At 51.3% G+C, this 23,687-nt stretch carries 20 protein-coding genes; 8 read left to right on the plus strand and 12 right to left on the minus strand.

The window, feature by feature from the left end; genetic code table 11:
• Nucleotides 1–306 precede the first annotated feature (306 nt).
• Nucleotides 307–1,752, plus strand: coding sequence for an ABC transporter substrate-binding protein (locus tag M3650_RS04515; protein ID WP_251572786.1), 1,446 nt, complete (start codon nucleotides 307–309; stop codon nucleotides 1,750–1,752).
• A 213-nt stretch (nucleotides 1,753–1,965) separates the two neighbouring features.
• The gene (locus M3650_RS04520) at nucleotides 1,966–3,372 is read left to right on the plus strand and encodes an ABC transporter substrate-binding protein (protein ID WP_251572789.1); all 1,407 of its coding nucleotides are present in this window, start codon (nucleotides 1,966–1,968) and stop codon (nucleotides 3,370–3,372) included.
• A gap of 284 nt (nucleotides 3,373–3,656) precedes the next feature.
• On the opposite strand, the gene M3650_RS04525 is transcribed toward M3650_RS04520, so the two are convergent.
• The 5 genes from M3650_RS04525 to M3650_RS04545 all read right to left on the minus strand — a co-directional run bounded on the left by M3650_RS04525 (nucleotide 3,657) and on the right by M3650_RS04545 (nucleotide 8,292).
• The gene (locus tag M3650_RS04525; RefSeq protein WP_251572791.1) at nucleotides 3,657–4,046 is read right to left on the minus strand and encodes a hypothetical protein; all 390 of its coding nucleotides are present in this window, start codon (nucleotides 4,044–4,046) and stop codon (nucleotides 3,657–3,659) included.
• A gap of 191 nt (nucleotides 4,047–4,237) precedes the next feature.
• The gene (gene mdh, locus M3650_RS04530) at nucleotides 4,238–5,179 is read right to left on the minus strand and encodes a malate dehydrogenase (RefSeq protein ID WP_019422789.1); all 942 of its coding nucleotides are present in this window, start codon (nucleotides 5,177–5,179) and stop codon (nucleotides 4,238–4,240) included.
• A 14-nt stretch (nucleotides 5,180–5,193) separates the two neighbouring features.
• Nucleotides 5,194–6,492, minus strand: coding sequence for an NADP-dependent isocitrate dehydrogenase (icd, locus tag M3650_RS04535; protein ID WP_251572792.1), 1,299 nt, complete (start codon nucleotides 6,490–6,492; stop codon nucleotides 5,194–5,196).
• A 370-nt stretch (nucleotides 6,493–6,862) separates the two neighbouring features.
• Nucleotides 6,863–7,975, minus strand: a complete 1,113-nt coding sequence (gene citZ / locus M3650_RS04540) for a citrate synthase (protein WP_019422787.1) — start codon at nucleotides 7,973–7,975, stop codon at nucleotides 6,863–6,865.
• Complete coding sequence (locus M3650_RS04545; RefSeq protein ID WP_251572794.1) at nucleotides 7,972–8,292, minus strand: hypothetical protein; 321 nt, start codon at nucleotides 8,290–8,292, stop codon at nucleotides 7,972–7,974. Before M3650_RS04545 ends, citZ begins: the two co-directional genes overlap by 4 nt.
• A 13-nt stretch (nucleotides 8,293–8,305) precedes the next feature.
• Between M3650_RS04545 and ytvI the strand changes: the two genes are divergently transcribed.
• Nucleotides 8,306–9,421: a sporulation integral membrane protein YtvI gene (gene ytvI / locus M3650_RS04550; RefSeq protein ID WP_251572796.1), complete on the plus strand. Its 1,116-nt coding sequence runs from the start codon at nucleotides 8,306–8,308 to the stop codon at nucleotides 9,419–9,421.
• Nucleotides 9,422–9,482: 61 nt separating this feature from the next.
• Here ytvI and M3650_RS04555 read toward each other — a convergent pair whose 3' ends face one another.
• Nucleotides 9,483–10,124, minus strand: coding sequence for a response regulator transcription factor (locus M3650_RS04555; RefSeq protein ID WP_251573265.1), 642 nt, complete (start codon nucleotides 10,122–10,124; stop codon nucleotides 9,483–9,485).
• A 65-nt stretch (nucleotides 10,125–10,189) separates the two neighbouring features.
• Nucleotides 10,190–11,347 (minus strand): sensor histidine kinase, encoded by a 1,158-nt coding sequence (locus M3650_RS04560; protein ID WP_251572798.1) that lies wholly within the window; start codon nucleotides 11,345–11,347, stop codon nucleotides 10,190–10,192.
• Nucleotides 11,348–11,555: 208 nt separating this feature from the next.
• Between M3650_RS04560 and M3650_RS04565 the strand changes: the two genes are divergently transcribed.
• The 5 genes from M3650_RS04565 to odhB all read left to right on the plus strand — a co-directional run bounded on the left by M3650_RS04565 (nucleotide 11,556) and on the right by odhB (nucleotide 19,914).
• Nucleotides 11,556–12,503: an ABC transporter ATP-binding protein gene (locus M3650_RS04565; protein WP_251572800.1), complete on the plus strand. Its 948-nt coding sequence runs from the start codon at nucleotides 11,556–11,558 to the stop codon at nucleotides 12,501–12,503.
• Between the two features lie 13 nt (nucleotides 12,504–12,516).
• Nucleotides 12,517–13,722 (plus strand): ABC transporter permease, encoded by a 1,206-nt coding sequence (locus M3650_RS04570; RefSeq protein WP_251572803.1) that lies wholly within the window; start codon nucleotides 12,517–12,519, stop codon nucleotides 13,720–13,722.
• Nucleotides 13,715–14,863 (plus strand): ABC transporter permease, encoded by a 1,149-nt coding sequence (locus M3650_RS04575; protein ID WP_251572805.1) that lies wholly within the window; start codon nucleotides 13,715–13,717, stop codon nucleotides 14,861–14,863. The genes M3650_RS04570 and M3650_RS04575 overlap by 8 nt, the downstream gene beginning before the upstream one ends.
• 773 nt (nucleotides 14,864–15,636) lie before the next feature.
• Nucleotides 15,637–18,495, plus strand: coding sequence for a 2-oxoglutarate dehydrogenase E1 component (locus M3650_RS04580; protein WP_251572807.1), 2,859 nt, complete (start codon nucleotides 15,637–15,639; stop codon nucleotides 18,493–18,495).
• 84 nt (nucleotides 18,496–18,579) lie between these two features.
• Nucleotides 18,580–19,914 carry a 2-oxoglutarate dehydrogenase complex dihydrolipoyllysine-residue succinyltransferase gene (gene odhB, locus M3650_RS04585; RefSeq protein WP_251572809.1) on the plus strand — a complete coding sequence of 445 codons (1,335 nt, stop codon included), beginning with the start codon at nucleotides 18,580–18,582 and terminating at the stop codon, nucleotides 19,912–19,914.
• Between the two features lie 110 nt (nucleotides 19,915–20,024).
• On the opposite strand, the gene M3650_RS04590 is transcribed toward odhB, so the two are convergent.
• The 5 genes from M3650_RS04590 to pyk form a co-directional block, all read right to left on the minus strand.
• On the minus strand, nucleotides 20,025–20,207 hold the full coding sequence (locus M3650_RS04590; RefSeq protein ID WP_019422777.1) for a hypothetical protein: 183 nt from the start codon (nucleotides 20,205–20,207) through the stop codon (nucleotides 20,025–20,027).
• Nucleotides 20,208–20,334: 127 nt separating this feature from the next.
• On the minus strand, nucleotides 20,335–20,814 hold the full coding sequence (locus M3650_RS04595) for a YcxB family protein (RefSeq protein WP_251572811.1): 480 nt from the start codon (nucleotides 20,812–20,814) through the stop codon (nucleotides 20,335–20,337).
• A 79-nt stretch (nucleotides 20,815–20,893) separates the two neighbouring features.
• Nucleotides 20,894–21,295 (minus strand): FxsA family protein, encoded by a 402-nt coding sequence (locus M3650_RS04600; RefSeq protein ID WP_019422775.1) that lies wholly within the window; start codon nucleotides 21,293–21,295, stop codon nucleotides 20,894–20,896.
• A 94-nt stretch (nucleotides 21,296–21,389) separates the two neighbouring features.
• Complete coding sequence (locus tag M3650_RS04605; RefSeq protein ID WP_251572813.1) at nucleotides 21,390–21,887, minus strand: acyl-CoA thioesterase; 498 nt, start codon at nucleotides 21,885–21,887, stop codon at nucleotides 21,390–21,392.
• Between the two features lie 245 nt (nucleotides 21,888–22,132).
• Nucleotides 22,133–23,563: a pyruvate kinase gene (pyk, locus tag M3650_RS04610; protein WP_251572815.1), complete on the minus strand. Its 1,431-nt coding sequence runs from the start codon at nucleotides 23,561–23,563 to the stop codon at nucleotides 22,133–22,135.
• Nucleotides 23,564–23,687 lie beyond the last annotated feature (124 nt).

Consider the following 23,687-nt stretch of genomic DNA (forward strand, 5'->3'; position numbering starts at 1 on the left):
TCTTCAAGCTTCGTTGTGTTTTCCATGTTCTTTTCCTGCCTATCTTCTTCTATTTCCTTCTTTATTCGACATGCAGGGTTGAAATTCCTTACCATAATCCTCTAATTCTTTTGTTCAACTTATATAGTTTCCATAAATGTCGGTACCACAACCAAACGGCCGTTGGCACAAGTCAGCGGTCTTCTTATCACTTCCTTCGTAATTCTTAAGATTTACTGATACTCTCTCTTAACTTTTCCTTTATCTGATTGAAGAGTCCGGGAACGGCCGTTATACTTGGTCTGGAACGAAAGGGAGGAGAAAGAATTGAGACAGAAATGGAAGGCTGCCATACTGCTGCTTGCCGTGATTTCTTTGCTGGGGGGCTGCTTCGCCGAGAAACCGATGCTCGAAGAGCTGGGGCCGGAGGGCAAGGGGAAAATGAAAGTGCTCTATTATGACGAGGACAGTTTTTTTAAGGAATTTGGCAACCCATTTCATTTGAAGTACCCCAATATTGAGTTGGAGGTTGTGAGCACCGCTCCAATTCGCCGGGAAATGCAGGAAAACGGCACGACCTACGAGGAAGAATATGCGAAATTTGTGGAAAAACATAAGCCGGATGTCATTATTACCGATTCCGACAGCTTCGAGAAGCTGGCACAGGAAGGAAAACTGTATAATTTAGAGGCGATTATCGAACAGGAGAAGTTCGATCTTGGCGGATATTTGCCCGGGTTCGTCGATTTGCTGCGGGAACGCGGGGGCGGCTCGCTATATGGCCTGGCGCCGTACTTTTCGACCTCAGTCGTCTTCTATAACGCCGATCTGTTCCGGGAGCAGCATATTGAACTGCCGCGCAACAAGATGAGCTGGAAGGAGCTGATTGCACTGGCGGGCCGTTTTGCGGAATCCGGTTCCGAAGAAGATCCGATCTACGGTTTGGTTGGTCAATACGGCCGAGCCGACAGCATTTTTTTTGATGTGGCCGGCAGCTTGTCGTTGCGGCTGTTTGATGCGAAGGGAGAGAAAATCGCGTTCAATACGGACGGTTGGAAGGAAGCGATGGAGCTGACAGCCAACGCGATACGTGGCAAAGCGGTTTTTTCGACGCTGTTGGAATCGCGATTCCGCTATGGTGAGGTTGAGGTTGTACAGAGCGAGAATTTCTTCAAAGGCAAGGTCGCAATGGTGCTCGGATCGCCCTGGTTCATGCACGAGCTTAGGGAGTATCCGAAATATGATAAAGAAGCAGCGCCAATTGATTGGGGCATCGTGACCGCGCCTGTCGATCCGGGGAATCCGGATGAATCACAGTATGTGTCTCTTCAGGACGAATTCGCTATCCTGGCCGATTCCCCGAACAAGCGGGCCGCCTGGGAATTCGTGAAGTACGTGAACGGTCCGGAGAGGGCGAAGGCCGCTTCCCGTTCCTTGCGGGACTTGCGGGACGAGCTGCCGACAAGAGGGGAGTACATGAAAGAGCTGGACGGCAAAAGCCTGGAGCCTTTCTTTATGCTGAGACCGAAGGCATCGAGCGGGACGGTATGGGGCGGACCGAACGTGAAGATTCCGCCGGGCTTCTACTGGCACTTCGCGAACCTGATTAAGCAGGAACTGAGAGACATGATCGAGAACAATAAACCGGCCGAAGCCGCCGTTGCCAAAATCGACGCAGAAAGCAACGTTATCCTCAAGCAAGAGCGGGAGAGAGAGAAGGCGGAGGCAGAGAAGGCGCGGGAGAAAGCGCAGGAGAACGGCGCGAAGAAGTAAAAATGGTGAAGGCTGGATCCGAGGCCGCTGACACAAGTCGGCGGTCTTTTCTTCGGCAGATAGAGACACCCCAAGGGAGCTCTAGAATGAATGGAGTTTTCTTAATATTCTTAACATTCACTTATCTATTCGCTTAACTTTTCCTTTATCTGGTTGAAGAGTCCGGGAACGGCCGATATACTTGCTTTTTGTAACGAAAAGGAGGAGAACGGATTGAGAAAGAAATGGAAGGTTGCCATACTGCTGCTTACTGTAATTTCTTTGCTGGGGGGCTGCTTTGCCGAGAAGCCCGCGCTTGAAGAGCTGGGTCAAGAGGGCAAGGGGAAAATTAAAGTGCTCTATTATGACGAGGGCAGCTTTTATAGCGATTATGGAAACAATTTCAATGTGAAGTATCCCAATATTGAATTCGAGGTCATCAACACGGATCAAATATACCAAGATATGCAAGAAAATGGAACGACCTATGAGGAAGAATATCTCAAATTTATTGGGAAACACAAGCCGGATGTCATTATGACCGGTTCGGACAGCTTCGAGAGGCTGGCGCAGGAAGGCAAGCTGTACAATCTGGATCCGGTGATCGAACAGGAGAAATTCGATCTTGACGGATATATGCCCGGGCTCATCGATATGCTTCGGGAACGCGGCGGCGGCTCGCTATACGGCTTGGCTCCGTACTTTAATGCCTCGGTCGTCTATTATAACGCCGATCTGTTCCGAGAACATCATATTGAACCGCCGCGCAATAAGATGAGCTGGAAAGAACTGCTCGAATTGTCGAGCCGATTCTCGGGCCTCGGTTCCGGGGACGATCAGATTTATGGTTTGTCTGATGAACTTGGCCAAGCCGACGGCATGCTTTTTAATGTGGCAAGCAGCTCGTCGTTGCGATTGTTGGACGCGAAGGGGGAGAAGGTCACGTTCAAGACGGATGGTTGGAAGAATGCGATGGAGCTGACAGCCAACGCGATTCGCGGCAAAGCGGTCTATACGGCTTCTCTGGAGCCGGAAAAAGAAGGTACGATGTATTTTTTGCAGAGCGAGCAGTTCTTCAAAGGCAAAGTCGCGATGATGTTCGGATCGGCCTGGCTCATGAGCGATCTTCGGAACCGTCCGAAGTATGATAGCGACATCAAAGAAATCAATTGGGAATTCGTTACGGCTCCCGTCGATACGGCTGCGCCGGAGGAATCTTCCTTTACGGTTTTGGACTCCATCTATGCGATCGCGGCCGATTCTCAGAACAAACGGGCGGCATGGGAATTCGTGAAGTTCGTGAACGGTCCGGAAATGGCGAAGGCCGCTTCCCGTTCCTTCCGGGGCCAACTGCCGACAAGGGTTGACTACATGAAAGAGATGGACGGCAAAAGTATGGAGCCCTTCTATATGCTGCGGCCGAAGGCTTCGGGCGGGTCCATATGGGGCGGCTCGAACGTGAACGTCCCGAACGGCTTCCGCATGGCCTTCTCCAACCTGCTCATTAAGGAATTGAAGGCGATGGTCGAGAACGGGAAATCTGCGGAGGAAGCCGTTGCCGCCATCGAGACCGAAGGCAATACGGCCCTTCAGCAGGCGCGGGAGGCGGCCAAAATGAAGCAGCAGGCCGGGAAGAAATAAGCTGCCGATGGGCAGATGGTGAATGACAGAAGGAGAGAAGGCAAAGTGACAAGAAAGTGGAAGTCCGTCCTGCTGTGCTTGCGGTAATGGCTATGCTGGGACTGATTCTTTGCTGCACCGCTACGACCGCAGGAATGTATGTCCTCGCCATCGTATCTGCTGCAATCAGCGTGTTGCTCCTTAGTGCCAGCCTTGCCAGGAAATTAGAAAGCTGAACGGCACTAGAACGTAAAGAGCCTTGCTCAGGCACATTCACCTGAGCAAGGCTCTTCTATAATTCATCGTTATCTCGTAATAAACTGGTAGCTGAATACCATCAGCAAAATCATCACAATGAACAGCACGAAAATCAAGAAGCTGAAGGTGCTGATCTTGCCGGCTGCCGCTTGATCCGCCTGTCCGGACTTTACCGCTTGGAGCGCTGCTTTCAATTGCTTGCCCATTATGCCGCTGAATGCCGCAATCGCCAAGAAGACGACTGTCGTCAGCACCATCCACAGCACACTATAGGGTGCCTTGCTCATTAAATAGCCGCCGGTAATGAACTGAACGATCAAGAAATACTGCGCGATGCGGTTCGCCGTCACAATTCCGACAAGCAATCCTTCCTGTCCAGGTCCCGATACAGTCTTCATCTTGCCAACGATAAAAGGGACAATCGCATAGAAGCCCATAAAGACGGCTCCTAAAATGTGTAAAAGGTTAAAGGCACTGTACATAAGTATACATTCCCTCCATAGTCATGTTATGTATCTTACCGTTCTCTATTATACTAAATCCCCCCTCCAAAAACAAAGAAGAGATGCCATGAAAAATGGCATCTCTTTGAACTTTACAATGATATATATCACACATTGAATAAAAATTATCCAGATACAACTTGAATGACATTGCGAACCGACTCAGCCGATTTATCCAGTGCAGCCTTTTCGTCTGCCGTCAAATCCACTTCAATAACCTGTTCGATTCCGTCTCCGCCGAGCACGGCCAACACGCCCATGAACAGCCGATCATAGCCGTATTCGCCTTCAAGGTATGCAATGACTGGCAGAATGCGCTTCTTATCCTTCAAGATGGCTTCCGCCATCTGCACGAGCGATGCCGCAGGCGCGTAATAGGCGCTGCCATTGCCGAGCAGATTGACGATCTCGCCGCCGCCGACACGCGTGCGCTGCACAATCGCTTCGATGCGCTCTTGCGGAATCAGCTTCTCAATTGGAACGCCGCCGACATTGCTATAGCGAACGAGCGGCACCATATCGTCGCCATGGCCGCCCAATACGACGCCGCGCACGTCTTCGACGGATACGTTCAGCTCTTGCGCAATAAACGTGCAGTAACGAGCCGTATCCAGCACCCCGGATTGGCCAATGACGCGGTTTTTAGGGAAACCGAGCGTTTGGAAAGCCGCATACGTCATGGCATCAACTGGGTTGCTCAAAATAATCACATAGGCATTCGGGCAATATTTCTTTACATTCTCGCATACCGACTTCACAATACCGGCATTGGTGTTCACCAAGTCATCCCGGCTCATGCCCGGCTTGCGCGCAACTCCTGCGGTAATAATGACAATATCGGAATCTTGCGTATCTTCATAGTTAGACGTCCCGGTAATTTGGCTGTCGAAGCCTTGAACCGGACTTGCCTCGAGCATGTCGAGCGCTTTCCCCTTCGTCGGATTCTCCAACTGGGGTATGTCAACTAATACGACATCACCAAGTTCTTTCTGAGCCAACATTAAAGCGGTTGTGGCGCCTGTGAAGCCCGCACCCACGACTGTAATCTTATTGCGTCGAATGGCCATTGTGATTCGACCCCCTAATTCATATGATTTATAATTTGGTCAGCAAATTGAGAGCATTTCACTTCAGTCGCATCTTCCATGAGCCGCGCGAAATCATAAGTTACAGTCTTGTTGTTGATGGCGGTTTCCATTCCTTTGTAAATCAGGTCGGCTGCTTCATTCCAGCCAAGATGTTCAAGCAGCATAACGCCGGACAAAATGACCGAACCCGGGTTAACGACATCCAGGTCGGCATATTTCGGTGCTGTACCATGCGTCGCTTCGAAAATCGCATGGCCGGTTACGTAGTTGATATTGGCGCCCGGTGCGATACCGATGCCCCCTACTTGGGCAGCCAGCGCATCGGACAAGTAGTCGCCGTTCAAGTTCAGCGTCGCGATGACGTCGAAATCCTTCGGACGGGTTAATACTTGCTGCAGCGCGATATCGGCAATAGCATCTTTAACGATGATTTTGCCGGCCGCTTCCGCTTCGGACTGCGCTTTATTAGCCGCTTCTACGCCATCACTTTCCTTAATGCGGTCATATTGCCCCCACGTGAATGTTTGTTCAGCGAACTCTTGTTCCGCAACTTCGTAGCCCCAATTTTTGAACGCGCCCTCGGTATATTTCATAATGTTGCCTTTATGCACGAGCGTCACGCTCTTGCGTTTATGTTCGATAGCGTATTCGATGGCTGCACGTGCCAGACGCTTGGATCCGTCGGAGGATACCGGCTTAATACCAATACCGGATGTTTCCGGGAAGCGGATCTTCTTCACGCCCATTTCCTGCTGCAGGAATTCAATGACTTTCTTCACTTCTTCCGAACCGGACGCGTATTCGATACCCGCATAGATATCTTCCGTGTTCTCGCGGAAAATAACCATATCGACGAGCTCCGGACGCTTCACCGGCGAAGGCACGCCGTCGAAATAACGGACCGGACGCAAGCAAACGTATAAATCAAGCTCTTGACGAAGAGCAACGTTAAGCGAGCGGATGCCGCCGCCTATTGGCGTTGTCAATGGACCTTTAATCGCAACAATATATTCGCGAATCGCCTCTAACGTATCGTTCGGCAACCATTCGCCGTATGCATTAAACGCCTTCTCGCCGGCAAAGACTTCATACCAAGCGAGCTTGCGCTCACCCTTATACGCTTTCTCTACCGCCGCATCCAGAACACGTTTGGAAGCGCGCCAAATGTCTCTTCCTGTTCCGTCCCCTTCAATGAATGGGATAATCGGATGGTTGGGAACTTGAAGCTTGTCTCCCTGAATCGTAATTTTCTCGCCTTCGGTCGGTAATTCGAATTTCTCCAATTGAAGCATGAACGTTCCTCCTTAAATTGCGTGTTCAAAAAGTGAACTTTTCAGCACCGAGAAGGTTGCATAACCTGAAGAAGGAGGAGCGCAGTGTAGGCAAGACTACATGAGCGCCTGAAATGTGTCCGCAGGAAACATACAACGGAAGCATAAGCTCTTCGAGGGTGAATGCAAGATTCGATGTCGAATCTGCTTACGGTCACACTACGTGATCAAAAGGGCACATTTTGAACATCCTCTTAAAGTTAATTCCCATGAGCCTGATGGCAATATACAACAGCTGACGGGAGCTACAATCCTTATTGTAGCAACCCGCCTTTTATAAAGACAACCTAAGTTATCGCGATATGTTCATCTCATCCAAGCATAAACCGTCTTAACGCTCCTGAATCGGGATGAACAATTGGCTTAAAGGCCCCGTATATTCGGCACGCGGACGAATAATGCGGTTGTTCTCATACTGTTCCAATATGTGCGCCGTCCAGCCGGACACGCGGCTAATGGCGAAGATTGGCGTAAACAGATCGCGCGGAATACCCAACATGGTATATACCGACGCAGAGTAGAAGTCCACGTTCGGCTTCAAGCCTTTCTGTCCAGTTACCAGTTCTTCAATACGGGTGGACATTTCGTACAATTCGAGGTTCCCGTTCATATTGCCGAGTTCACGCGACATCTTCTGCAGGTGCTTCGCGCGCGGGTCGCCGTTCTTGTATACGCGGTGTCCAAATCCCATAATTTTCTCTTTGTCGTCGAGCTTATGCTGAATGTAGTCTTCGACCCGGTTCAATGAGCCGATCTCTTCGAGCATTTGCATAACCGCCTCATTGGCGCCTCCGTGCAATGGCCCCTTGAGCGCGCCGACAGCCGATACGACGCCCGAATACATGTCGGACAGCGTAGCCACCGTCACCCGTGCGGCGAATGTCGAAGCGTTCAGCTCATGATCGGCATGAAGCACGAGTGCTTTGTCCATGGCTACAACGGCACTATTTTCAGGTTCCTCGCCGTTCAGCATGTACAAAAAATTATAGGCGATGGAGTGTCCCGCCTTCGGTGAAATAGGCTCCTTCCCTTCACGAATACGCGCGAAGGCAGCAATAATGGTAGGGAGTTGAGCTTGCAACTTGATAGCTTTATCCACATTCGCTTCACGGCTCATGTCATTTGCCGTTACGTCATACAAAGCCAATGCGGAAATCGCAGAACGGAGAACAGCCATCGTATTGGCGTTCGATGGATACAACTTCATTTGATCAATCACGGCAGAAGGTATTGCGGCATATTCATCAAGCCGCTCGCGCAACTCCGATAATTTGTCTTGATTCGGCAAATTTCCAAACCACAATAAATACACAACTTCTTCAAACGTTGCGTATTCAGCTAAATCGTCGATATTGTAACCACGATAGGTCAACACGCCATCGATAATCGAACTAATGGAAGAAGTCGTTGCAACAATGCCTTCCAAACCTTTCGTCGCTGTCATCTGTCCTCTCTCCTTTGCATATCTAACCTATAACATCCCAACTTTCTCTTTTCTCTGTCTTCACCTGGTGCATATTTACTGCGCTGTAAATCGGCAGTGTATTCTTCCTCGATCATAAAGGATATTGTCGGAATTGTGAACGGTTTCAGTGCAATATTTGGATAGAAATGCTTTATCACTGTCATAAAGGTTTTTTTGTGATAGGAAAAAGAACAGGTTTTGTGACATTGTGCATAGCTATATATAAAAGGGGTTCGTCCAAATGAACGCAAGCTCATAACAGGGTAATCCGCAATCGGTTGCAGTTGCTTACGCATAAGGAGGTGGCTCGTGAATCAATTAATAATAAAACGAATTTGGCGTGGCGGTTGGGTGCTGCTTGTCACGGCAGTCGTGTTGTTCGCAAGCTGGATGCTGCTCCCTTTGCTCTATCCGTTTCTGATCGCGTGGGCGATTGCGCTTGTGCTCAATCCCGTCGTGCAGTGGATGTCCCTGCAGTTCAAGTTTCCCAGGTGGCTCAGCGTCACCATATCATTAACGATATTCATCTTGGCAATGCTGACGGTGGCGGCCGCAGTTATTACCCGAATTGTGAAAGAGATATATAATCTGTCCATGACACTCGAATATTTCCTCAATGTGTGGCGGGATTTATTCGTTCAGTTGGTTGAAAATGAGGACGTGCAGCAGTTCATTCATTCCATCAGTTCACTCTATAAAGACAATCCGAATATACAAGGTTCCATTAACAGCAATCTATCCAACACCGCGCAGACGATTACGACAGCGATCACGAATCTCATCACACTGTTCCTCGATGGCATCGTCCGCTTGCTCTCCAGCTTGCCGAACGTAGCGACCATCTCCATCATCGTTATGCTCGCGGCGTTTTTTATTAGCAAGGATTGGCTGCGGTGGACACACACGTTCACCCGGACGGTGCCGGAACAAGTCCGCAAGCCGACCCGCAACGTATGGCAGGATTTGAAGCACGCGCTGTTCGGCTATTTACGTGCGCAGTTCCTCCTTATCTCCATTACGGCCCTGGTCGTCATTATCGGGCTAATCGTGCTGCATGTCGAGTATGCGGTTACGATCGGGCTGCTCATCGGGCTGGTCGATTTGCTTCCGTATTTTGGAGTGGGCGCCGTTATGGTGCCGTGGATTATCTACAGCTTTGCGGCAGGAAGCTCGTCGCTTGGAATAGGTCTGGCCGTGCTGTATTCCATCGTGCTAGTCGCAAGGCAAATCATGGAGCCGAAGGTGCTCGCATCCAGTGTCGGCCTGGATCCTCTGATTACGCTTGTGGCCATGTTTGTAGGCTTGAAATTGTTCGGGGTGCTCGGGCTTATCATCGGTCCAGTCACACTGGTGCTGGTATCCGCAATGAACCGCGCCTACGTGTTTCGGGATTTGCGCAATTACATATTGACCGGCAGGCGTTGAGCGGGTGGCTGCTTGAATCCGAAAAACGCCGCTGCAAGTGACTGCAACGACGTTAGCATTGTTATTGCTGCTTCCAGTAGAAAATGGCGAGCTGCGTGCGATCCCGAAGACTGAGCTTCGACAAAATATCGGAAATATAGTTCTTCACGGTGCCCTCGCTCAGATGAAGCGCAGCCGCAATCTCCTTGTTCGACATCCCGTCGGCCACCCGCTCAGTAATCGTCTGCTCCGTCACAGTCAACGCATAGTCCGACCACATCGATTCAGGCTTCTTCGCATGGGACGGCGCCTGGAGAAGCTGAGCCAGCTTGCGCGCCACATCGGGATCCATCAGCACCGATCCAGCGTGTACGGTCCGTATGCCCTCGACGATCCGTTCGGGGGCATTGTTTTTCAGCAAATAACCGCTAGCCCCGCAACGCATCGCTTCCACGATATATTCGTCATCGTCGAACGTCGTTAGAATGAGCACCTTCACGTCGGGATAACGCTCCTTGATGCGCCTCGTCCCCTCTACCCCGTCGCATTCCGGCATGCGCATATCCATCAGGACGACATCTGCGCCGAGCTCTGCAACCGCACGCTCTGCTTCCTTGCCGTTCCCGCATGTCCCGACAACGTCGATATCGGGGTGCATGCCGACGATAAGCTTCAAGCTTTCCCGAATAAAAGCATCATCATCTGCAATCAATACTGAAATCATTGCGCAGCATCCTTTCTTCACAGCTTCAATCTGCTCTCTATGTATGCGCACGGCGCAGCCGCACATCAGCGGGACGAAGAGCGGCTGACGTTCTTCGCCGCCGCCGGAATGACGGTGCTTACCGTGAAGTGCGGCTCGGCTGTCCATTCCACACGCCCGCCGATCATGTTCGTCCGCTCCTCCATCCCTCTCAGTCCGATGCCACGTTCCAACGGCAGCTCCGGCTTGGAGCCGTTGTTGCCCACCTGAAGCACGACTTCCTCCGGATGATAAGAAACATAAATATCGACTTCCGTCGCCCCCCCGTGCCGGAGCGCATTCGTAATCGCTTCCTGCGCATTTTGATAGATGACGACTTCGATACTCGGGTACAACGCATACGGAATACCGTTGACCTGATGGCGAACCCGCAGCACTCCACCACTCTCCGCCTCCCGGACAAGCCGTTCCAGCGAATACGTCCTGACGTCCCCCTCAGAGGGCTTCATCCGCCGGACCGTCATCCTCAGCAGCTCCATGCTGGCAGTCAGCTGTTCCCGCACCGAATCGTATAGCCCGAAGGCCCGATCCGAATCCACGGCTTTCACCTGCTCGGCCGCATCCATCATCAGCTTCAAGCGGATTAGCTTATGGCCCAGCTCGTCGTGCAGATCGTGCGCGATACGGTTGCGCTCTTCCGCTTGGGCGGCATGCTCCACCCTGCGCGCGTATTGCATCATCTCCATCCGCGCCTCATTCAGTTCGTACGCTTGCTGCCGCAAGTCATCGTTGAGGCGTTCCATTCCTCGATGCGCCCTCTCGCTAGCATAGATGCCAAGCATGAGCACGCCGATCGTGATCACGACAATATTGCCCATCAGCACCCATTCCCACGGCCGCCCGGCCAGAGAGACGTTCAACCCACACATCGCAAGCGCCAGAGCAACTGCATGCTTCCGATCGGACCATTGAACCGGATGGGACGCAACTGTGGAACCGAAAGCAAGGAACAGCAGTCCCGCATAGTGGTGGCCGAACCAGGTAAGGTATCCGATTTCAACGACGAAAAAGGTCCAAGCGAGATATTCCTTCTGCGCGAAATTGCGCAGCTCTCCCCAAGCCAGTAACAGAAGCGCACACAACGTATATATCCCATAAGAGGAGTAAGACTCCACATATACTGAAGCCAGAACGGGAATGACTAGCAATCCGTAGCGCAATCCAATCTTTACTTGATGCAGCATAGGTCAACACCCGCTTTAATCAATCTCCATTTCACGAGACACATTATAGCATACTGCCGCACCGTTTTTAGCGCGCAATTTTTTCCGGCACGAAATTGTAAAACATGACGAAAGTCATGTGCAAGAGGTGACGTATTCTACCTGTGGCGTGCCGGCAAGCCGCTTTATAATAGGGATATCGATTGAAGCGTAAGGGAGGGGGTTCCGAATGAACATGGTACAGATTCGGAATGTGGTCAAAAAATATAACGGCAAAGCCGTCGTGGACCACTTGAATTTAGCGATAGAGGAAGGCGAAATCTTCGGGCTGCTCGGACCGAATGGAGCAGGCAAGAGCACGACCATTCATATGCTAACTGGAATGCTGCCGATAAGTGGCGGGGACATCTCCGTCGATGGCATCTCCGTCAAGCACAATCCGCTTGAGGTCAAGCGGCGCATCGGACTCGTGCCGCAGGATCTGGCGATTTATGAGCAGATGTCCGCACGCGACAACATCGTCTTCTTCGCCAAGCTCTACGGTCTTCGCGGCAAGGCGCTGGAAGCCGGCGTCGATGAAGCGCTCGAGCTGGTCGGCCTGTCCGATCGGCGGAAAGACAAACCGGCAGCGTTCTCCGGCGGAATGAAACGGCGCCTGAACATTGCGTGTGCGATTGCGCATCGCCCGCGGCTCATCATTATGGATGAACCGACTGTAGGCATCGACCCGCATTCGCGCAATCACATTTTAGAATCTGTAAAACAGCTGAATGAGGCAGGGTCCACCATCATTTACACTAGCCACTACATGGAAGAAGTCGAAGCGATTTCTACCAAAGTCGGCATTATGAACCAGGGCCGGCTTATCGCCTGCGGCACGCAGCATCAGCTGAAGGAAGACATCGGTCAGGACGACAAACTAACGGTTACAATCAGTCTGTCGCCCGACAGTGAAGTCGATGCCGCCATTGGCGAACTGCTGGAGCATCCGCGCATCAAGCAGGCGTCATTGCAGGAGAACGCCCTGCAAATCTTGCTTCCCTCTGCGGGTGGAAGCCTGCAAGATATTTTATTCATCCTGTCCAAACACCGTATTTTGGTACAATCATTCGAACGGGAAGAACCGAATCTGGAGACGCTGTTCATGTCGTTGACCGGACGCCAATTGCGGGATTAGGAGGAACGAGAACATGATGTGGAATATTGCAGTCAATGAATTGCGCAGACAGTTGCAGATGATCTCCATTTTGGTCGTGACGTTCATCGTTCCGCTGCTGCTTATCTTTCTGCTCGGCTCTTCCTTATCGGGATCCGGCAAATTCAAGGTAGAATCCCGTGATCCAGAACCGTTCAAGGCCGGTATCGTGCAGCAAGACCAAGGAGTGCTAGCGCAAGCGTTCGCACAATTTCTCACAGCAGATGACGTTCGCCAATGGATTGAGCCTATAGCATACGCCGACCGCGAGGAGGTTATCCACCTCATTCGTGATGGCAAGCTCGGCTTCGGGCTCATCATCCCTTCCACGTTCTCTGACGATGTGCTGAACGGACGTCAAGCATCGTGGGAAATGATCATGGGCAATGATTACGCCAATAATCTTGCTGCCAAATCCGTATTCGGCGCCTATCTGGACATTGTCAACACACAGCAGGCGCTCGCTCTGACGGCCGAACATACAGGCAGCAGCGCTGCCAAGAACGGAATCCCGCCGGCAGCTGGAACGTTAATGCAAGGCAGTGCGGGAGAACAGCAGAATGAGGCTGCAATCGTCGAAGTAAATCCGATGCAGGATCAGCCCAATCCGACAGCGATGCAGTATTATTCCGTATCCATCCTCGTCATGTATACGCTGTATACGGGCATGTCTCTTGCCATTTCTATCCTGGCCGACCGGCAGAACTATACCTTCCACCGGATTATGGCCGCTCCTGTCCGCCCGTACAGCTACATGTCAGGCAAATTGATCGGGCAATCGCTCATCGCGGTCTGCCAGGCCATATTCATGATTGCGCTCAGCCACTGGCTGTTCGGCGTAGACTGGGGCCGCGACATCGGAGCGCTCGTCATCGTATGCTTGCTTCTCATCGTGAGTTCCATGGCGCTCGGGTCGGTAATCATCGCCTATGTCCGAGAAGAAAAATCCATCAAAGGATTGTTTCAATTTTTGGTCATTACAATGACGGCAATAAGCGGCGGATTTTTTCCGATTAGCGAAGTTCAGGCAACCGTCGGCCCGTTCACCCTATCCCATTGGGCGATGCAGAGCATGCTCCGCATCATGATGAACGGGGGATGGAGCGATACGCTTCACTATGTGCTTCCGCTTGCGGGGATTGCGGGCGTATTGTTCCTCCTTGCCGTCTGGTCATTCCGAAAGGTGGTCAACTATGCCTAGTCTATGGATTGCACAATGGTTTCTGAAGCGGATGCTCTCGCAAAAACGCTCGCTAATTGTCACGTTTCTGCTGCCGGCCATCATCGTATCCGCATTCATGCTGCTCCTTCATATCGGCGAGCAAGGGCCGCAGCGGATTGAAGTCGTCTCCCGCGACCATTCCCCGCTCGCTCAATATTTGCTCAACTCGCTTAAAGACGACTTTGAGCTGAAGGAGGCTGCGAACACGAATGAACTGCGCGAGAACGTGTTCGATCAGAAAGCCAGCGCCGGATTCATCCTTCCAGAACGCTACGGCGACATGCTGCTTCAGGGAGAGCATCCGGTTATTGAACAGATCCAACTCGGCATGAATGAAGCGAATATCGCGCTCAAGATGCGGCTGGAACAGCATATGCGGGATGTGATGCGTGTCGTGGATACCCTGAAGGCGTCCGGGTTACAGGGGAATGACTTAGAGACACGAACGGCTGATGTCCTGACTGAGAAATCAAAAGGGAACGTCCGCGCGGAAACGACCGACTTTCAGTTGTATGTGTCGCCGACGCTGCGCATGAGCATGGGAATGCTCTTGATGTTCATGCTCATGTCCTTGATGAACGCCGTCTCCATCATGCTGGAAGACAAGCAAAACTACACGATGATGCGAACCTATGCCGCACCGGTGCGCGCCTACCATATCGCTCTAGGTCAATTCTTGGGCGGCATCGCCTTCGGCACGATGCAAATTGCCGTCGTTCTGCTTATCACCCGTTATCTGATTGGCATCGACATGTCAATGACACTGCTTCAGCAATGGGTGCTTCTGGAGCTGTTCCTGATCGCTGGTATGGGGATGGCTTGCATGCTAGGCTCTATCATCGGAAATTCAGAGCACTTTTCCCGAGTGAATTTTTTCCTTGTGGTACCGACCTGCATGATAAGCGGCTGCTACTGGCCAGTTGAATTCATGAACGACAGCATGCAAAAGATTTCGTACTTCGTACCGCAGCGTTGGGTGCTGGATGCGATGGAACAGTTGGCTGCTGGCGGTTCTTGGTCAGCTATCGCGCTGCATGTCATAGTCCTGCTCCTGTTCGGCGTCGTCCTGCTTGGCATCGGCTCCACCGTGCTCCGGCCGGCCACACGAGAAGCGATATAATTATGGAATCCTCCTCCTTTCGATCCGCTGCATGCGGCAGGAAGGAGGTTTTTTCATGTGCGTCCGCTGGATCCGCATCTGCATGGAGCCTCATAGCCGCGTCTGTACCATTGTCATCCAGCCATCTTCTATTTGAACTAAAAAAGATAGACTGAAGGACGGGCTGTCTCCCACTTGCCTCATCCTGCATTGGACTTTGTACAGCGAAACAGCAGCGCATGCCTCTTTACGGTAGGTTTCATTGGAATTCACACCGTGTTTTGACACGGTTTCCGCAGCGATGCTGAAAAGAAGCCCGATCCACTGCACAAAATTCAGTCCACATGCCTTTAATCCGCCCGATCGGCATATTTTACTGTAAATGGGCTCTCCTTCACCTTGGACAACAATATAGTTCAACTTATATAGTAAAAGGAGGCCAGCTTTTACGGCTCATCCTTAATTCACATATGACATGTATGAATGATGTATGAATGATGTATGAACGAGATGTGAACGGCATCCTAATTCAACTCCGCCACATTCTCAATAATTCCAATATTAGGTTTTCACAGCAATGATTTAACACCCATTTATATACATAAAATGTTCTATCATCCATTAACAAACCTTTGTTCCAACTACTTAAATCGCATTCATGCCCTTTTGAACAAAAATTTGTAATATCAGTTGCAATATTTGTCGAAGGAGTTCACAATTAGACATGAAGATTTTGGGTTATAAATGGAGAAACAACCCATTTCTCGCATGAATCCGTTAGGAGGTCATATTGCATGTCGGCTGATGTTACGCACTCGGGAGGGGTTTGGAAATCGTATTACGGCCCCAATCTGGGTTACATTCAAGAGCAGTATGAGCGCTATGCGGTGGATCCCGCTTCCGTAGACGCCCATTATCGCGACCTATTCGCTCGTTACGGTGCTCCGCCCGGTACGAGCGGCACTACTGCCGGAACGGCAACGACGGTGGAACCTAGCTTGGTTACGGATGTACAACGGCTCCAGCAAGCGGTATCCGCTGTACGAATCGCGGAGAGTATTCGCGCCTATGGACACCTGGCTGCGGATCTTGATCCGCTCGGAGTGAATGCGCAGCCTGACACCCGCCGCTTCGAACCGGAGACGTTCGGGTTAACTGCGGACGAATTGCGTTCCTTACCGGCTTCCCTTGTATGGGAGGAAGCGCCGGATGAAATAGAAAGTGCATGGGACGCAGTGCAGCGCTTGCGCGAGCTGTACACCCAATCCATCGCTTTTGAATTCAGCCATGTTCACGATCTGGGCGAACGGCTGTGGCTCAGACAAAAGGTCAGTTCTGGCCTCGTTCCACCGCCGATGACCGACGAAGCGCGAAGCGCTCTATTGAAGCGACTCATTGAAGTAGAGCAGTTCGAAACCTTTCTCCACCGCACCTTCGTAGGCCAGAAACGATTCTCAATCGAAGGCACGGACGTCCTCGTTCCGATGCTGGACGAAATTGTTCAAGTATTTGCGCGTGGAGGCGCAGCACATATTTTAATGGGCATGGCCCATCGTGGACGTTTGAATGTTTTGGCCCACGTACTGGGCAAGCCATATGGCAGCATTTTCTCGGAGTTCCACCATTCGCCGAACAAAGATCTCTTCCCTTCGGAAGGGTCGATGGGAATTAACTACGGCTGGACGGGGGACGTCAAATATCACCTTGGCGCTGACCGCGCGCTGGAAGACGGCGATCGCATCCGTACCACGATTACGCTCGCGAACAATCCGAGCCATCTGGAATTCGTGAATCCGGTCGTAGAAGGCTTCACACGCGCTGCACAGGATGACCGCAGCCAGCCAGGCTATCCGGAACAAAATGCGGGCCGGGCAGCGGCCGTGCTAATTCATGGGGATGCCGCCTTCCCAGGTGAAGGCATCGTATCGGAGACGCTCAACTTCAACAAGCTTAGAGGGTACCAGAACGGTGGAACGGTGCATATCATCGTCAACAACCGCATTGGGTTCACGACGGACAGTCACGATTCCCGTTCCACACTCTACGCGAGCGACCTGGCCAAAGGCTTTGAGATTCCGATCGTGCATGTAAATGCAGACGATCCGGAAGCCTGCCTCGCGGCGATCCGCATGGCAGCCGAATATCGAGAGCAGTTCAAGAAGGATTTCCTAATCGACCTGATCGGCTATCGCCGGCACGGGCACAACGAGATGGACGATCCTTCCGCGACCCAGTCACTAGTGTACGAGAAAGTATCCAAGCATCCGACCGTAGCGACGCGGTATGCCGAGACATTGCGGCGGAATGGTCTGTTGGATGACAGCCGCATCGAAGCGATGAAGCGGCAAGTCGACGAGACGCTGCAGCAAGCTTATGACCGAATGAAAGCGCTGACGGATCGGCCATATCATTACCATTCCGATTCGTTCCCGCGTTCCGACGCGGCGCCTTCCAAGATGACTGCCGTACCATTGGAGCGGCTGCAAGATATCAATCGGCAGCTGTTGGAGGTTCCAGAAGGCTTCCACGTGTATCCGAAGCTGGAACGAATTCTTCAGCGCCGGGTTGATGCGCTTAACGACGACGGAACGGTCGATTGGGCCTTGGCGGAGGCACTCGCCTTCGCTACTATTCTGGAAGACGGACAGCCTATCCGTTTAAGCGGCCAAGACTCAGAGCGCGGCACATTCGCACATCGCCACCTCGTGCTGCACGATTATAAGACTGGGAACACGTTCTGTCCGCTGCACCGCTTGCCACAAGCGAAGGCGTCGTTCGGCGTGTATAACAGTCCGCTCTCAGAAGCGTCCGTGCTCGGCTTCGAATATGGATACAATGTGTTCGCTCCCGAGACGCTCGTCCTCTGGGAAGCGCAGTTCGGAGATTTCGCCAATGCGGCACAAGTCATCTTTGACCAATTCATTTCCGCGGGCTTGGCTAAGTGGCATCAGTATTCCAATCTCGTTATGCTATTGCCGCATGGATACGAAGGTCAGGGTCCTGAACATTCAAGCGCCCGGCTGGAGCGCTACTTGCAGTCTTGTGCAGAGCGGAATTGGACGGTTGCCAATTTGAGCAGCGCCGCCCAATATTTCCATCTGCTCCGGCGGCAGGCGGCGAGCGGCAGAACGACCGAAGCGCGCCCGTTAGTGCTGATGACACCGAAGAGCTTGCTGCGGAATGCGCGCAGCGCGGCTCCAGCCTCATCCCTGACGGAAGGCAGCTTCCGCCCGATATTGGAAGAACCTCTGCTTGGCGGCAAGCCGAAGAAGACGGAGCGCTTGATTCTGTGCAGCGGCAAAGTTACACTCGACCTGCAGGCTGGAATCGAAGCAGAGCCAGAACGTAAATGGGATTGGCTCCACATCGTCCGCATCGAGCAGCTCTATCCGTTCCCGGACGAAGACATTACTGCTGTGCTGCAGCGGCTTCCTGCCTTGAAGGAAATCGTCTGGGTTCAAGAAGAACCGAAAAATATGGGCGCTTGGACTTACATGGAGCCGCGGCTCCGCGAGTTGACTTCAGGAAATATACCGGTTCGTTATATCGGCCGCGCCGAGCGTTCAAGCACGGCGAGCGGATATGCGGACGTTCACAATATTGAACAGCGCAATCTGATTGCGAATGCATTGAAACTTATTGATACCCTATAATAGGTTGTTCAAAAACCCCTATGGCCTTTTTGAACACGTACTATAATACTGATGAATACATGAATGCTCAGGGAGGTAGCGGTTGTGGCGGAAATTAAAGTACCCGAATTGGGAGAATCCATTACGGAAGGCACACTGCACAAGTGGCACGTTCAAGAAGGAGATACGGTTCATTTCGGCGATGTTCTTGCAGAATTAGAAACAGACAAAGTAAATCTTGAAATTAGCGCAGAGGAAGACGGAATAGTGGAACGTATCGCGCGGCACGCAGGCGAAAATGTAGCCGTTGGCGAGATCATAGGAATTATCAGTGCCCAATCGTCAGCCGCAAGCGGCGGAAACCCACCAGCCGCAGATGAAAATTCTGTCGATAGCAAGACGGCGGGTGCCGATGTGAATGCGGTATCCAGCAGCGCTTCCGCAACGAGCGGCGGCACAGCGGCAGTCACTGCTGATGCAGTAGACACGAATGAGGAGCGGGGCGACTATCATGCGACGCCGTCGGCCCGCAAGATGGCAAGAGAGCAAGGAATCGACTTGCGGAATATCCGTCCGCAAGATCCAGTCGGACGTATCCGCGAGGAAGACGTGCAGGCGCATACAGCGGCTGGGGAGACGGTGATGAAGGAAGCGGGAGACAAGCGTTCTCCTGCATCAGCAGCACCTAAGGCGTCAGCACCAACGGTGCCAGTCGTCGGAGTACAAGATGCAGCAGCCAAGCCAGCCGAACGAGTTCGGATGTCCCGGCGCCGCCAGACCATTGCCAAGCGCCTCGTGGAAGCACAGCAGACGGCCGCAATGCTGACGACCTTCAACGAAGTCGACATGTCGGCCATCATGGATATCCGAAAACGGCGCAAAACGACGTTCCGCGAGAAGCATGACGTAGGACTTGGCTTCATGTCATTCTTCACGAAAGCGATCGTCGGCGCGCTCAAAGCGTATCCGCTGCTGAACGCCGAAATTGATGGTGAAGACATCATCATGAAGAAATATTATGACATCGGCATTGCCGTTGCCGCCAAAGAAGGCTTGGTCGTACCGGTTGTCCGGGACGCAGATCGGCTCGGGTTCGCTGAAATAGAGAAGCAGATCGGGGAGCTGGCGGAGAAAGCCCGCACCAACTCGCTGACACTGTCCGAGCTGCAAGGCGGGACGTTCACGATAACGAACGGCGGTGTCTTTGGATCGCTGCTGTCCACGCCGATTTTGAATTCACCGCAAGTCGGTATTCTCGGCATGCACACAATACAGCTGCGCCCAGTCGCCATTGATGAAGAGCGGACCGTGAACCGGCCGATGATGTATATCGCCCTCTCCTACGACCATCGTATCGTCGACGGAGCTGAAGCCGTTAGCTTTTTAAGAACGGTAAAAGAACTGCTTGAAGATCCGGAAACGCTGCTGCTGGAAGGGTAATGATGAGGAAAATAGGAAAGCCGCCGAGCAATTCGGCGGCTTTTTGAGCTTGTCAAGAAACCCAAAACATAATGGTATTTGTTCGGTAACTTCATCATGGCGGTCATCTGCTACTGATCCGTGTCCGCTCGTTCGATGGGAACGGTATCCTCGGTCAATGTACCCGTCTTTCCCAGCTTTTCCGCTCGCAACGTATGGAGAATCTTCATCAGCTCGGTAATTTCGCTCTGATTTTTATTGTTTTTTTGCATTAGAATCAGCTTCTGTTCCAATCTGTCTAACTTGCTGTCCATTTCTGTCCTCCCAGCATCATTCCTATCATAGGTTTATATGCGTTGGAGGCCTAGGTGTTTCTATATGAAAAAAATGAAATAATATCCAATCCATAGTGTGATCCGCCTTTTTAGCTTCGACGCAACATTAAGCATGTGCCTTAAATAGCGCACGAAGTGCAGAATCATGCTCGTCCTTCGGTATGATTAACGCAGTGTTCTCTGCAAAGAAAATGAAGAAACGCTTCCGGCTTTCTGCCACTTTATATACCTCGCTCCACGCGTAATTGCCTTCCGTTGCAGGTGTCTGGAGACGGATGCCTTCATCCGAGAGTCGAATATCATACTGATGTGCGGAAGCACCCTTGCCGAACGACTTGCCCGTTACCGCCCGCATCAACATATAGTATAGTGCTCCAGCTGCACCATTAACCACGATGATGACGGGCACCATCCACTTCCACTCCTTCACCCCCGCCTGAAATCCGGTTATGGCGAGCAATATGACGAGAAGTACGACGTTCAAAATGAGCCCCAACGTGAGCAATGACTTCTTAATAAATTGAAACTGGTAATCCATATAATCTCGAATGGTCAGTTGGTAGTTCAGATGTATCGTGCTGTTCATAGGTATCTCCTCCCACACTGAAGCAGCCTATTCACGACCGTGCATAGGCTGCTCCTTGCTTCAATGGCAATACCGTCTCCTAGAAGCGGCGGAAAAAAATGAAATTGCCGTCTTTCATTTTTTTCTCGATCCATTTCAACAAATAGTGCCTGTATAATGGCCGGGTTAGAGGGAAAACGAGCGTGAAACCGAGGACATCCGTGAAGAACCCCGGAGTTAAGAGCATAATCCCCCCCGCCATAATGCATAAGCCATCAATGACTGCGCGTCCCGGTACTTGCCTGGACTGCAACTGCTTCTGGGCTTCACCCCACACTTGGGCAGCTTCATAGCGGGCTACAATCGCTCCGATTACACTCGTCAGCAAAATAAGCAAAAATGTGTTCCAACCGCCCACCCAGTTGCTGACCAAGACGAAACCGTACACTTCCAATGCGGGAATTAACGTAAGTACAATAAGTATCCATACGATTGGATTCATCCTGCGTCCCCTCCTTCCCATAATTAAGCTTCTCGTCATCTGCACACTTGCTTACTGCCAAGTATGTCAGGGAATGCATGGTGTGACTTCATAGTCAGTCATGCGTAACAGATTCAAGCAGCGTCCAAATGTCCTTCGCTTCACGTTCAATACGTACCGGACGCCAATTCGAATTCAGCCAGGCGAGTGTTGTTGCCCCTTCTACCAGCCGCTCACCGATTGGCGCGGCTCGCCAGCCTTGCTCTAAGGCCATGTCTGCTTCAGCTTCGCCTACGCGACATACAACCGAAGCGAAGGTCATGCGCAACGCTGAACGCTGCTCCAGCCGGGTAAATACCATAATCATGTCATCATACAATGCTGGACGCTTAAAGGTAACCTGCAAATCAACGACAGGAAGCAGCAGCCCCCGTGTCTCCAATTCTCGGTAGCTCAAGCCTAACGCTCGTATCCATTCTGTACGTCCCACTTCAAACCAAGTGATATAATTTCCATGAAAGACCACTTTCATTCCGTCTGTCTCTTGATAACGGACGCGAAGCGGAAATCCGAACCAAGAGCAAGCAGCAGACGGAGACGATGCTGGAGACATCGCTGCACCTCCTATTGTAACTTATAAGTATCATAACTCACAAACGCAACAAAACTTCATATCGGCGCCTTCAGAGTGGTGAGCGGCCGCGTCTAGCGGCACGCTATTGTCCTTGCCGTTCGTTAGTGTTCGTTCGAGACAATATGGTGCTTAATGTCATATAACCTGCTTTCACAATAACAGAAGCAATGGCATATCGCCATTGCTTCTGTCGCTTTGCATTCTATTATATAATCAACTCGGTCTTAAGAGCAGCTTTTGCCGATTTGGCTCACTTTCACGAGGTTCGTCGAACCCGCGCAGCTTGTTGGGACACCAGCCGTAATGACAACCAGGTCTCCTTCGGAAACGATGCCTGTATTTACGCCGCCGCAAACCGCAACGTCGAACATTTCGTCCGTGGAGGAAGCTTGTTCCACTTTCACAGGCACGACACCCCATGTCAGGCATAATCCGCGCATCACTTGCTCGGATGGAGTCGCAGCAATGATTGGCGCTTTTGGACGATATTTCGATACCATGCGCGCCGTATATCCGGTTTGCGTGGAGCTGATGATCGCCTTTGCATTCAAGTCAAGCGCCGTATTTGCTACAGCTTGGCTGATTGCATCCGTAACCGTCATTTGTTGTTTCAAGCTTTGTTTAATTAATATTTCACGATATTCCAATGCAGATTCCGCTTTTTCCGCGATGCGGGACATCGTCAGAACGGATTCAACCGGATATTTCCCTGCAGCCGTTTCACCGGACAGCATGATTGCATCCGTGCCGTCGAAGATAGCGTTCGCCACGTCACTTGCTTCCGCGCGTGTAGGGCGAGGATTGCGTTGCATGGAATCAAGCATTTGCGTCGCTGTAATAACTGGTTTGCCTACGGTATTGCATTTTTCAATCATTCTCTTCTGTACAAGTGGCACTTCTTCCGCAGGAATCTCGACACCAAGGTCACCGCGGGCAACCATCAAGCCGTCAGAAGCTTCCAAGATTTCATCCAAGTTGTCTACGCCTTCTTGGTTCTCAATCTTCGAAATGATTTGGATATGTTTCGCGTTATGCTTGTCCAACAAATTGCGGATTTCCATAACGTCGCTTGCTTTACGCACGAAAGAGGCAGCAATGAAATCAACCCCTTGTTCGATACCGAAAATGATGTCATTTGCATCTTTTTCAGTAATGCCCGGAAGCGAGATTTTGACGCCTGGCACGTTAACGCCTTTACGGCTCTTAATTGTACCACCGTTAACAATCTTACACTTGATTTCCGTGCCTTGAACGTCAACGACTGTCAGTCCAATGAGACCATCATCGATAAGAATAGTCGAACCGACTTCCACATCCTGCGGCAACTCATTATATGTAACCGAGATGCGATCTTTGTCTCCAAGAATTTCTTCCGTCGTTAATGTCACATATTCATCTTGTACGAGGTCGATTGGCTCCACTGCCAATTTTCCTGTACGGATTTCCGGGCCTTTCGTATCAAGAAGAATCGCAACTGTCTTGTTCATTTCTTCGCAAGCTTGACGAATGTTCTTGATCCGGTTGCCGTGCTCATCAAAGTCACCATGCGAGAAGTTAAGGCGAGCGACGTTCATGCCTGCCAGAATCAACTTCTTCGTATTCTCCAAGGACTCGCTGGAAGGACCGATAGTACAAACAATTTTGGTTTTACGCATTATGGGCTTCCTCCAATTGTGGGCTCTCTAATATCTCTAATTTTTTATTTCTAAAACAAGGCTCTCATCTATCTAATTTACTATACTCAGCAAAATTTGTATATGAAGATTATCATATTTATAA

The organism is Paenibacillus sp. MER TA 81-3 (genome assembly GCF_023713585.1).
GTDB classification, from domain to species: domain Bacteria; phylum Bacillota; class Bacilli; order Paenibacillales; family Paenibacillaceae; genus Paenibacillus_B; species Paenibacillus_B profundus.